The following is a 12,518-nucleotide window of genomic DNA, read 5'->3' as shown; positions in this document are numbered from 1 at the left end:
TGCGTTGTAGCTCCTTGCTGTACTCAAGTACTATCTTCGTCGCTACGCCTTGCCGGGACAATTTTGCGTAAGTCCTGGATCTTTAAAATTGACCAAAACGGCCTGAAGACTTTTTTATCGTGTCGTTGCGCTACCCATTTTAAATTTATCGCCAAACCCCTATGACTTCTGCGTACCAAGTGCTTCTAGTTGAAGACGATCCAATGATTGCACGCACGCTTATGATGGGTTTGCGTTACGAGGGCTTTGAGCTGATGCTAGCTGCAAGCATCGCGGAGGCAAATAGTATTTTGGTGCAGCGCCCGCTACAGCATCCGGCATCGCCGTTTGATTTGATTATGTTAGATGTCGGATTGCCCGATGGTGACGGCATCAGCTTATGCCGCCAGTTGCGCGCCAGCCAGACAAGTCATCGCCAGAAGAGTTATAAGTCTAATAATTTGTCCCACATTCAGCCACACACGCCGATCTTAATACTTTCAGCACGTACCGATGAGGCAACTGCGGTAGCTGGCATAGACGGGGGCGCTGATGATTACATCCGCAAGCCTTGTGGATTATTAGAGCTGGCAGCACGTATGCGGCGTTTGCTAAAGCCGTTTGACACAAGACAAAAAGACAGGGTATTAGCGGTGTTCGGTGGCCTTAGCATGGATTTGCAGCGGCGTACCGCTAGTGTTAATGGCACTATTATTCCTCTAGGTAAAAAAGAATATGAAGTGCTCTTGTTGCTAGTCCGTGCAGCGGGCGATGCGATTACCCGTGAGCAGATTCTGGATCAGTTCCAGGAAAGTAGCGCTGCCAATGACAAGGACATCGATCATTCGATCTACGACCGGACGATTGATTCCCACCTCAGCCATTTAAGACGCAAACTCAAAGATGCCGGGTCCGATGTGCGTATCGTCGCGATCTATGGCGTCGGCTACAAACTGGAGTCCGCATGAACCGATCATTGTGGTTACGATTTTTTGGTATCAGTATTTTTTTCGCCTGCGTGCTCAGTACTGGTTATGTGCTCGTGCTGCGCGAAATCACAGGTCGTCCGACAGAAGAAGTGCAACGCAGCGTCTATCTGTTTATTACGCAAATCGTAGAGCAGCAATCCAATTCTGGTCTGGCATATCAAGATGCTCTTGCACAAGTACAACGCTACCGGAGTGAATCACCTGCTATGCCGCTGGAGCTATGGGTTATCAACGCGGAGAATCAAATTGTAGCCAGCAGTACCAATGCGGCCCCACCGCTTGGATTGCTGCAACGAGCCAAGCCAGTGCAGGTGCATGAGCTGATCACGCGAGGTCGCTTTTTTTCTGGCGGTCCTGCTACGGCGATCATTCGCCTAAGTGCCAGCCAACCGGTCTATCTGCTGGTGCGCAATCCTGGCAATGCCGCACGCGGGACATTTTTTAGTATGTCTTTGTTGTTTGTCACGACGCTGATAGGCGCAATTTTGCTGGGGCTATTGATGACCATGCTGTACTTGCGCGGTCGTTCATCCGAGGCAAAGCAAGTGATACAGCAAATGGAATCCGGCAATCTGAGTGCACGTTTTAAAGCGGGTAAGCTTGATGCTGTGGGTGGCCTGATGTTGAACTTTAATCAGATGGCAGACGAGATTCAGCGTCTGGTCACGCAACTGCAAGCCATAGAACGCACCCGGCGCGAACTCTTGCAAGAACTAGGTCATGATCTGCGCACGCCGCTGACCAGTTTGCGTACTTCAATCGATACGCTCTCGGTGCATGGCGAGAATATGAGTGAGGATGAACGCGCTGAATTTTTTGCTGTTGTCAGTAGTGAGATTGATTACTTCACTAAGCTGATTGACGACCTGTTTTTTATCGCCAATATTGACGAGCCACGTTATCGCAAACAAGCCAGTAGCGTCGATTTGTTTGAACTGGCTACGATAGAAATGCGCAATGCCCAAAACAGTAACCATAATCGTGGCGGCACCATTTTGTTTGAGATGGAAGCCATCCCGGCGGGTGCTGCTGTAGTTGCCGGCGTAGTGTCCACCGCAGCGTCCGCCACCGTGTCTACGACAGCGCAGGATTATCACATCATCGGCGACGCCTATCTGATATCCCGGCTATTTCATAACGTCTATGAGAACGCCGCCCGCTACGCAAGATCAAGCGTGCGTACCCACATTATCCGTAAGGCAGATCGCATAGAGATTACGGTGCAAGATGATGGCGACGGAATGTCAGAAGAAGTGATACGCAGTTTTGGACAACGCCGCGATCAGCGTGTGCTGATCGCTCCTGGTAAGGCAGAGATTTCTCTTGGGTTGGGATCGGTGATTATTAAAACCATCGTTGAGCTACACGGCGGACATTTTACGATTCGCAATTTGCAGCAAGTATCTGCCGCTAAGGGAACTTGTCTGAGTTTTTCTTTCCCTGCGCGTTAAGTTGATTGGTTGTTTCGATTAAGCCGCCACCGCATCCAGCTTGTTCAAACCGCAAACGCTCGCCGCAATCTCATACGACCGCAAACGTGCCTGATGATCGAAAATCTGTGAAGTCATCATCAACTCATCAGCACCGGTACGCTCAATAAAATCGCGGATGCCTTGCGCCACAGTGTCTGGCGCACCGATCGCAGAGCAAGACAGAATTTGATCGAGTAAGGCATGTTCTTGCGGACCGATCAGCTTATTGTAGTTTTCTACTGGTGGCGGCAGCTTGGCTGGACGAGCGCTACGCAGATTAATAAAAGCCTGCTTCATCGAGGTTGCACGGAACTGCGCCTCTTCATCGGTGTCCGCTGCAAATACATTAAAACCCAGCATGACATACGGTTTTGCCAATTGCGCAGACGGACGGAAGTTGGCGCGATACAGCGCAACCGCCTGCATCATTTGCTGTGGCGCAAAGTGGGACGCAAATGCATACGGCAAGCCCATCGCCGCTGCCAGTTGCGCGCCAAATAGGCTGGAACCTAAAATCCAGACCGGTACTTTTAAACCCGTGCCGGGTACCGCTCGCACCGCTTGCCGTGGTTCAGCAGAAAAATAATCCATCAGCTCCGCCACATCTTGCGGGAACTCATCCGCATCCGATCCCAAATTACGCCGCAAAGCCCGCGCAGTCAGTTGATCAGACCCCGGCGCACGTCCCAGACCCAAATCAATCCGGCCAGGGAATAACGATTCTAAAGTCCCAAATTGCTCCGCAATCACCAGGGGCGAATGATTCGGCAACATAATTCCACCTGCACCGACACGAATGGTCGAGGTACCCGCCGCCACATGCCCGATCAATACCGCCGTCGCTGCGCTGGCAATCCCCGGCATGCCGTGATGTTCCGCCAGCCAATATCGCTTAAATCCCCAGCGCTCACCATGCTGCGCCAAATCCAGCGAGTTACGGAACGACTGCGCAGCATCGCTCCCTTGGGTGATGGGGGAAAGGTCGAGAATCGACAGAGGTGTGATAGGTTTCATAGCATTCAAATTGGTACTAAAGCAGAAAACACAAGCGACAAGTGGTGGCTTATGCAGGACTTGAGTTTGCTCAAGGCGTGAGCAAACAGTGTAGTCCTTTTGTCTGGAGTCGGTTTTGCCAGGGGCGAATGGGTTTGCGGTATTTGTGAGATAAGCGATATGGCGATTGTTACAACCTCAAACTATTTAGCTACGTCATCCCAGCGTGTTTTTTGCTGGGACCCAGCGACCTACGATGGTGGTCTGGTCGCGGACGTCACTGGATTCCGGCTAAAGGCACGCCGGAATGACGCAAAACGGTGAAACATATTTGGCAGCAAGTGCTTTTAGCCGATGTTCTGTTCAACGCCAAAATGGATATTGATTGAAGATGTCTTAAATATACTCATATCTAGTATATTTAAGTAGTCCATGTATTAAATGGACTATAGACGATATTTTTTATAAAAATAGGGGAGTATCCATTTTTTCAAGTTTTTTAAGACTTTGTTATTCGCTCTGGAGCACCCGCTCAGGACTACCTTAACGCATTAGTATTTTGGGCTACTGTAAACCGCAGCATAAGCCCGCTGCCCAGCTACAAATGTCATCGCGACGCTTCGATCATCTCCCAACAAGGCCATTGCAAATAGTAACTCTTCAAGATTATTTGCTTGCGCGCTGCGGCGTGCCAGTAGTGGAGTTGCCTGCGGGTCGAGGACGATAAAATCGGCTTCGGTATTGGCGGCAAAATTCCCGATGGTACCTTCCAGTTGCATACTGCGTGCACCGCCCAGCGTTGCAAGATAAAACATGCGGGTAGCGGATAAATAGCTGCCGCCCATGCGGGCGACCTTGTAGGTTTCGTTCATGGTTTGTAGCATCGAGAACGTCGTTCCGCCGCCCACATCCGTAGCCAGTGCCATTGGCACGCGTGCTGCATCGGCTTGTTTAAAATCGAATAAGCCGCTACCCAAAAATAGATTAGAAGTCGGGCAGAGTGCTACCGCAGATTGGCTTGCTGCCATGCGGGCGCGGTCTTGGTCGTCCAGCCAGATGCAGTGACCGTACATGGCGCGCTGACGCATCAATCCGTAGCGATCGTAGATGTCCAGATAACTGCGTGCTTCCGGGAAGAGTGATCTGGCCCAGGCGCATTCATCCTTATTTTCTGCCACGTGCGATTGGATAAATGTATCTGGATATGTTCGCGCTAATTCACCGGTCAGTTGCAGTTGTGCCGGTGTTGAAGTTGGGGCGAAACGTGGGGTAATGGCATAGAGTTGGCGACCATTGTTATGCCATTTTTTGATCAGTGCCTCCGTATCGTGTGCACCACTTTCTGCCGTGTCTTGCAGAAAGTCGGGGCAGTTTCTGTCCATCAGCACTTTGCCCGCGATCATGCGCAGATTGCGTGCCTGGCTTTGCTCAAAAAAAGCATCGACGGACTCTGGATGTACCGTGCAATACACCATCGCCGTGGTGGTGCCGCAACGCGTTAGTTCATCCAAAAAAAACGCCGCGACATCGCTGGCGTGTTGCGGATCCTGGAAGCGTCTTTCGGCCGGAAAAGTGTATTGCTCCAGCCAAGGCAACAAGCCCGGTGCGGGCGAGGCGATGATGTCGGTTTGTGGATAATGGACATGGCTATCGATAAACCCGGGCGTGATGATTTTGCCTGGGAAGTGACGAACTTCAACGTCGGCGGACAAGCTGGCTTTGAGCTTAGCGTAATCACCCGCCGCCTGCACTCGGCCATCAGTAACAATTAATAGACCGTCCTCATACCATTGCGTGGCTTGCTCGTTATGCAAAGGATCATCTGTAAAGTGCAACAGGCTAGCCCGGTAGGCTTGGGTTGGATTACTTGGCTGTGTCATGAGCGATATCTGTGTTGCGAGTGTCTTGTTGAGATAGGATTTAGCGAGTTTCTAAAAAGACTTTCTCAATTAGCCAGCCTAAAGCTACAAAATGTAGGCTACGACGTGCGCATCGGCCTACTTTTCTTTGCATTGCTGTTCCTCGCGGTTGGCTATGATTTGCTGCGGTGCGCATGGCGCACCCTACAACGGCGACAACGACTACAACGGCTAGAAATGCATCTCGGTTCAAGAATTTTTAGAATACCTTTTTAAAAGTCCAATTATTCTGCGGCTTCCAGGCCAAAAATAGGTTGAAAGCCGCAGAATGATTGGGCGATCAAAAATCGAGATCAAGTATAGCCATAAAATTAGCTAAAACCATGCCGCAACTTGGATACTCCTCATTAAGCGGCGTGTATGATTTCTGCGTAGTTCTTACTTGCTGACGCCTTTAATAAGTTAGCTTGTTCAGCATAATAAGTTTGCATGGCTTTTTCTTTGACATGACCAAAACCACGGACTTTCTCGGGCAAATTGGCGACTTGCACTGCCTTGTCCAGATTATCTTGGTTTAAGTTGGCAATCAGGCTTAACACCGTATCGCTATAATTCACGATCAGGGCGCGCTCGGATTTGCGCTCTTCTGTGTAGCCGAAGATATCCAGTTTGCTGCCGCGCAAACCCTTGAGCTTGGCCATTAATTTAAAGGCTTGCCATACCCAGGAGCCATACTGCGCTTTAACCAAATGACCTTGTCCGTCTTTTTTAGAAAATAGCGGCGGCGCTAAGTTGAACTTGAGGGAAAAATCGCCTTCAAACTGCTGCTTGAGTTTGTCAGTAAATTGTCCGTCGGTGTACAAACGTGCTACTTCGTATTCGTCCTTATACGCCATCAACTTAAATGCATACTTGGCGACCGCTGTTGCTAACTTATTCCCCGCGCCTAGTGCAGCCTCTGCCACGCGGACCTGGTTGACCAAATCCTGATATTGCTGTGCATAAGCGGCATTTTGGTAGGCGGTCAGATACTCGACACGACGTTTGATTACGCTATCCAGACTTTGCGGCATTTGCACGACGACAGGTGAAGTCGGTATGGCAATTTTTTCTACTTTAGCTAAATCCACTGCGGCACGACGTCCCCATAAAAAAGCTTTTTTATTGGATTCGATCGCAACGCCGTTCAATTCCACTGCGCGCATTAAAGCAGCTTCAGATACGGGAATAGCGCCTTTTTGGTAAGCGAAGCCCAGCATAAATAAATTCGTCGCGATGGAGTCGCCCATCAATGCGGTCGCTAATTTAGTCGCATTAATAAAGTCGACCTGATTGCCGACCGCTTCGGCAATGAGCTGTTCGACAGATTCAGCGGGGAACTGCCAATCAGGATTTTTAGCGAAAGGTCCGGTCGGTTGTTCATGCGTGTTCACCACCGCACGGGTACGACCAGCGCGCATTTTAGAAATCGCATCATGGGCACCGGCCGTCAACATATCGCAACCCAAAATCAAATCAGCCTCACCAGTGGCAATCCGTTGTGCGCGCAAACGTGCAACATTGTCAGCAATGCGGATGTGTGACGTAACAGAGCCATTTTTTTGCGACATACCTGTCATGTCTAATACCGACACACCCTTGCCTTCCAGATGCGCCGCCATGCCGATTAATGCACCGATAGTAATTACACCGGTCCCGCCGATACCATTCAGCAAAATGTTGTACGGCACAGCACAGGTCGGCAAAACCGGAGCCGGCAAACTGCCGAAGTCGTCGGTTTTTGCTGTCCCGGTTTTAGACTTGCGCAAGGTGCCGCCCTCTACCGTGACAAAACTAGGGCAAAATCCTTTGACGCAGGAATAATCTTTATTGCAGGAGGATTGATCAATCGTGCGTTTGCGGCCAAATTCAGTTTCCAGCGGCATGATGGAAGTGCAGTTGGATTGCACGCCGCAATCACCGCAGCCTTCGCATACCGCTTCATTGATAAACATGCGCTGATTTGGATCGGGGAACTCTTTCTTTTTGCGGCGACGACGCTTTTCCGCGGCGCAGGTCTGGTCGTAGATCAAGACGCTGGCACCGGTCAGTTCACGCATTTCACGCTGAACTGCATCCATATCTTTGCGATCATGTAGCGTCACCAGATCGGGTAATGCAGAGCGGTCTGTATAGCGGGAAAGATCTTCAGTCACCAGAGCAATCCGCTTTACGCCTTCTGCCGCCATTTGCTGCGCCATCATGTGGACGCTGATCGTGCCGTCAACTGGTTGACCGCCGGTCATCGCAACGGCGTCGTTATACAAAATCTTGTACGTGATATTGACCTTGGCAGCCACAGCAGCACGGATCGCCAAATAACCAGAGTGGAAATATGTGCCGTCACCCAGATTTTGAAATACATGCGGCAACGTCGAAAACGCAGCTTGTCCAATCCAAGGAGCACCTTCACCACCCATGTGCGTCGTCAGTTTATTAAATTCGGGATAAATGGCGGTCGCCATGACGTGGCAACCAATACCTGCCAGCGCGAGACTACCTTCCGGTACTTTGGTCGACGTATTGTGCGGGCAACCGGAGCAGTAATATGCCGGACGCGGAGGCGTATTCACATCCTTGTTCAGTACCACATCTTTTGCTTCTAAAAACGCCAGGCGTGCCTTAATCAAATCACTAGTGTGGAAGCGTGCAATCCTTGCCGCGATAACGCGAGCAATTTGGGCGACAGAAAAATCTGCTTTGGACGTCAGCAACCAGTCACCACGTGGATGTACCCATTCGCCTTTTTCATCGAACTTACCGATCACTCGCGGACGCACATCATCGCGCCAATTGTAAAGTTGTTCTTTAAGTTGATACTCGACCATCTGGCGTTTTTCTTCTACCACCAGAATCTCATCCAAACCTTGTGCAAATTCCCGCACACCATCTGGCTCCAGCGGCCACGGCATTGAAACCTTATAAAGGCGGATACCAATCTCGGCAGCGAATTTCTCATCAATGCCAAGTTCTTCCATCGCCTCCAGCACATCGAGGTAGGACTTGCCAGAGGCAACAATACCGAGCTTGGCGTTAGGGCTATCAATCGTTGTGTGATTGAGTTTGTTGGCGCGCGCGTAGGCAAGTGCTGCGTAGATTTTGTAGTCTTGCATCAAGGCTTCTTGCTTACGTGCCTGTATGCCCAAGGTATCTAGTGACAAACGCGTATTCAAGCCACCTTCGGGCATCACAAAATCTTCTGGGATCGTAATCTTGAGACGGAAAGGATCAGCATCCGCGGACGAACTAGACTCAACAGTATCAGCCAAGGCTTTAAAGCCCACAGCGCAACCAGAGAAGCGCGACATAGCCCATGCATGCAAACCTAAATCCAGATATTCCTGCACATTGCAGGGGTACAACATAGGGATCATGCAAGCAGAAAAAATATGATCAGACTGATGCGGCAAAGTTGAGGAGTAAGCACCATGATCATCACCCGCCACCAATAAGACGCCGCCATATTGTGCAGTACCAGCATGATTCATATGCTTAAACACGTCGCCGCAACGATCTACGCCTGGGCCTTTGCCGTACCACATGGCAAACACGCCATCGTATTTTGCAGGGCCAATCAGATCGACTGTCTGGGTACCCCATACTGCGGTGGCTGCCAAATCTTCATTTACGCCTGGCACAAACTTGACGTGGCTCGCATCCAGTAATTTTTGTGTCTTCCACAAGGTTTCGTCCAGACCACCTAAAGGTGAACCACGATAGCCAGAAATAAATCCGGCTGTATTCAAACCTGCGGCCTGATCACGTAATTTTTGTATCATCGGCAAGCGCACTAATGCCTGAATGCCGGACAGAAAAATGGTGCCGCTAGTGGATGTGTATTTATCGTCAAGTTTGACGTCGTGCAACTGAGGAGGCGTTGTTACTATGGTAGCTGGTGCGGCTGGTGTAGAAGGTAGGGCGAGCGGCTGCACTGAAGAGTGTTCGGCAGACTCCAAGCTGGTGTCAGATGACATGTGATACTCCAAAATTTGTGATTTAGATTGCAAAGAACATGCGCGGTATCCGGTAAGACACAGGTTTGCTCAGAACCGATAGCGAGGTATCAAAAATCGGTTCTCATTGCGGTGGCTGAGGTTGCCACCATTTTATGCGAATTTGGCCAAAAGCACGACTGTAATCCGGGTCGAATTACTACGCACCAATATTAAAATGGTATTGCTAATATATTAAAATAATCTGTTTTAGGACTTACGCAAAAACGGAAAGCTACTCGCTGCTATCCACACGGAATCAGATGGCTTAATATAAAACATCAAGACCTCTCACAACAGAGACACAGAGAAAATCAGGAGAACAGCGAAATCCTGCCTGTCTCTTTCTTTGTTATTCCTACGCGTCTCTGTGAATCTGTGGTGAGGGGTTTTGTTTTTTGCGTAAGTCCTAATAAATATCCTCTTGGCAAGTTGTCACAAACTTGCCAGTACCAGACTGTTATGTCTCAATTCACCTAATGATCTCCAAGACAAGCATAGGGCTACATATGAAATTTATTCATATTTTTCTGCTGATTGGTTCAATGCATCAGTCGGGGTGGGCGGCAATATCTGAATTTCCAAAGGACGTTACCGCCTTTCTAACCGCACGTGAATCTTGCGACCATTGGCGCGGGGAACCTGGTTACGACGAAGAGCGGCAAGCTGACATTAATTGGTTTGTCTGTCAGTCATGCACAGGTATCGACCTAAAGCTCGCTGAACTGAAAAAGAAATATCGTCGAAGTAAATCGGTCATGGAAAAACTCGGTGAGTTTGAGCTTCAAGTTGAGTCAAAAAATAAGGCTGCGGCCAAACAGTTTTGTAGTAACACGAGAAAGCCAAAGATGGAATGAGCCGCAATGCTTAGCGACCGGGAGCGTACGAGGTTTTGTAGGTCTTACAGCTGCTTGAAAAAACTGAGAGTGATTTCGCATGTCGCTGGAATTGGCGAGAAACGTATGCTCCACTAAGTTGAGTAAGATGTTCTTCATCGTTAATTTACTTTGAACAGGAAGGTGTCGGAACTATGGAATCTATCGTGCAGGATGCCGTTATGGCCAGGTCGGAGGGACTCTACGAAGACGCAATGCGACTGTTGAGAGGGGTATTTGACCGCATAAGGGAAAGCGTTCCTGGCACCGATGAGTCCTACTTCATCACGATGTTCGAATGGAGTCAATTGTGCGCAGAATACCATCCAGCATATGAGGCCTTAGTCAGCGCCCGTGATGAAGAGGTGGTCTACCTGCTTAATGGCGACGATATCTTTGGTACTCGCGCAGTCGCCTGCCCGCATTCACGATTTGGGGTCATCGTGAATATGAACGAAACGCTCAACTATACCCGTGCGACATATGAGCTATTCAAGCAACTCTTGTCGCTCCAGCCGACGTTCGCACACCGTGAAGCTTCTTTTGCTTTGCCCGCCATAGTGGAGGCTGAGGACTTTGTTCTGGCGACTCGCTACCTTGCGGACCCATTACCTCGATTAAAGGAATTGAATCAGTTGGCGGCTCAGTTACCCCTGTTCCCGCCGATCTCTGTGGCGCCGCGGTTAGCTGCCGAGCTGATGAATTTTATGCGGGACGTGATACTAGGTGCGACTGTCTTAGAGGGACTGGGAAAAGATGATGAGGCAAGATCTTTGCGCAATGCGGCACTGACCGGTATCGCATCGGACGAAATCCGTGCACTCGCTAATCTGGAGATTGCAGTACCTAGTACGATCATGCGTGAATTAAGCTCTCACCAGACGCGCCTCCATGAAGCATCCAACAAAGAATAAGCAATGGTAAGTAAGTCGCCGATGTCTGGCAAAAACCAAGCAGGTGCTGAACTTGAAGCAGATTTATATATATGATTTTGGTTTAGTGTTTAAAAAGGAATATCGTATGTTGTCTGCAATTCGATGCCGCTCCGACTAAGAGCTCAACCTTTTTCCATAAACCTTTGCAGACGTTGCACACCCAACTCCAGTTTGTCTAAAGAGCTGGCAAAGCACCAGCGCACATAGCCTTCGCCTTCATTACCAAAAGCGCTGCCGGGTGCCAGCCCTAGCCCTGCTTCTTTCACCAGACGTTTGCATAAACTGAGTGTGTCGGTTGCGCCGTCAAAACGGAAAAATAAATACATCGCACCCTTGGGTTTGGGTGTCGTAATGCCGGGTAAATCATTCAGACTTTGATATAGAAAATCGCGCGCGGCCTGATAACGTATCAATGTATTTTGTACGATGGGTTCGCCTTGTTCCAGTGCGGCGATGGCAGCGGTTTGGATGAAGCCGGGGGCGCAGGAAGTATTAAATTCGATCAGCTTGCCGAGGTCTGCCATCACGCTTAATGGTGCGACGATCCAGCCTAGACGCCAGCCCGTCATGAGCCAGGATTTTGAAAAACTATTGGTAGAAATTACCCTATCTTCTGGGCTGACGATATCCAAAAACGAGGGCGCGCATGCTAATGCCGATGGATCGTTGCTGACGCTTCCACTGACGCTACTGCTATCGTTGTACACCAGACGCTCATACACATCGTCTGCCAAAATCCAGATGCCATGTTGACGACAATGTGCCAAGACGATTTCTTGCTGATCACGCGGCATGACCCAGCCGGTCGGATTATTCGGTGAGTTGAGCATCAGCATTTTGGTATCGGGCGTTAAAGCATTTAGCAGCAATGGCAAATCTAATTCCCAGCTCAAACCAAATTGCAGAGGCACAGTGACCATGTTTGCACCGAGTATCTTGGGAATTTCGGTTAAGTTTGGCCACAGCGGTGTGACTGCGACGACTCTTTCGCCGGGATTCAAGATGGTCTGCGCCACCAGCATTAAGGCCGATACGCCAGATGAAGTCACGGCAATACGTTCCATGCTGATGGGCTGATGCAAGCGTGACAGGTAACTTGCAATGGCTTGCCGCAATGCAGGAATACCGTAGTTATGGGTGTAAAAAGTATCGCCAGCATCCAGCGCCTGTTTTGCCACATCGCGGATAAATTGCGGCGTCATCTGATCGGGTTCGCCAAACCAAAAAGGCAAAACATCCGTCATACCTATGCCTGCATTTGCCACTTCACGTATCTGTGATGCACCGAGTTGCTGGACGATAGGGCGGGCTTGTGGCAAGAACATGGCAGACCTTTGTATTGATGATGTTGGTAAAGGGTTTGAGCGTTGACGATACTCACTTCG

General features: G+C 49.7%; 8 protein-coding genes. 4 read left to right on the top strand and 4 right to left on the bottom strand.

Going from position 1 to position 12,518, the window contains the following annotated elements; all coding sequences use genetic code 11:
• Nucleotides 1–161: 161 nt before the first annotated feature.
• Together RGU72_RS14420 and RGU72_RS14415 are read left to right on the top strand one after the other, a co-directional pair.
• Nucleotides 162–947 carry a response regulator transcription factor gene (locus tag RGU72_RS14420; RefSeq protein ID WP_322120386.1) on the top strand — a complete coding sequence of 262 codons (786 nt, stop codon included), beginning with the start codon at nucleotides 162–164 and terminating at the stop codon, nucleotides 945–947.
• The gene (locus RGU72_RS14415; protein WP_322120385.1) at nucleotides 944–2,419 is read left to right on the top strand and encodes a HAMP domain-containing sensor histidine kinase; all 1,476 of its coding nucleotides are present in this window, start codon (nucleotides 944–946) and stop codon (nucleotides 2,417–2,419) included. Before RGU72_RS14420 ends, RGU72_RS14415 begins: the two co-directional genes overlap by 4 nt.
• A gap of 18 nt (nucleotides 2,420–2,437) precedes the next feature.
• On the opposite strand, the gene RGU72_RS14410 is transcribed toward RGU72_RS14415, so the two are convergent.
• The 3 genes from RGU72_RS14410 to RGU72_RS14400 form a co-directional block, all read right to left on the bottom strand.
• Nucleotides 2,438–3,454 carry an LLM class flavin-dependent oxidoreductase gene (locus RGU72_RS14410; RefSeq protein WP_416200129.1) on the bottom strand — a complete coding sequence of 339 codons (1,017 nt, stop codon included), beginning with the start codon at nucleotides 3,452–3,454 and terminating at the stop codon, nucleotides 2,438–2,440.
• Nucleotides 3,455–3,984: 530 nt separating this feature from the next.
• Nucleotides 3,985–5,313: a guanine deaminase gene (guaD, locus tag RGU72_RS14405; RefSeq protein WP_322120384.1), complete on the bottom strand. Its 1,329-nt coding sequence runs from the start codon at nucleotides 5,311–5,313 to the stop codon at nucleotides 3,985–3,987.
• Nucleotides 5,314–5,699: 386 nt separating this feature from the next.
• Nucleotides 5,700–9,305, bottom strand: coding sequence for an indolepyruvate ferredoxin oxidoreductase family protein (locus RGU72_RS14400; protein ID WP_322120383.1), 3,606 nt, complete (start codon nucleotides 9,303–9,305; stop codon nucleotides 5,700–5,702).
• A gap of 527 nt (nucleotides 9,306–9,832) precedes the next feature.
• Between RGU72_RS14400 and RGU72_RS14395 the strand changes: the two genes are divergently transcribed.
• Both RGU72_RS14395 and RGU72_RS14390 read left to right on the top strand, forming a co-directional pair.
• Entirely contained in the window at nucleotides 9,833–10,180 is a 348-nt protein-coding gene (locus RGU72_RS14395; protein WP_322120382.1) for a hypothetical protein, read from the top strand.
• Between the two features lie 233 nt (nucleotides 10,181–10,413).
• The gene (locus RGU72_RS14390) at nucleotides 10,414–11,112 is read left to right on the top strand and encodes a hypothetical protein (protein ID WP_322120381.1); all 699 of its coding nucleotides are present in this window, start codon (nucleotides 10,414–10,416) and stop codon (nucleotides 11,110–11,112) included.
• Nucleotides 11,113–11,255: 143 nt separating this feature from the next.
• On the opposite strand, the gene RGU72_RS14385 is transcribed toward RGU72_RS14390, so the two are convergent.
• Nucleotides 11,256–12,458 carry a pyridoxal phosphate-dependent aminotransferase gene (locus RGU72_RS14385; RefSeq protein WP_322120380.1) on the bottom strand — a complete coding sequence of 401 codons (1,203 nt, stop codon included), beginning with the start codon at nucleotides 12,456–12,458 and terminating at the stop codon, nucleotides 11,256–11,258.
• Between the last annotated feature and the right edge of the window lie 60 nt (nucleotides 12,459–12,518).

It is taken from the genome of Undibacterium sp. 5I1 (genome assembly GCF_034314085.1).
Taxonomy (GTDB): Bacteria; Pseudomonadota; Gammaproteobacteria; order Burkholderiales; family Burkholderiaceae_D; genus Undibacterium.
Note: the sequence above shows the minus strand (reverse complement) of the source record. Positions and strands in the feature narration are given on the sequence as shown.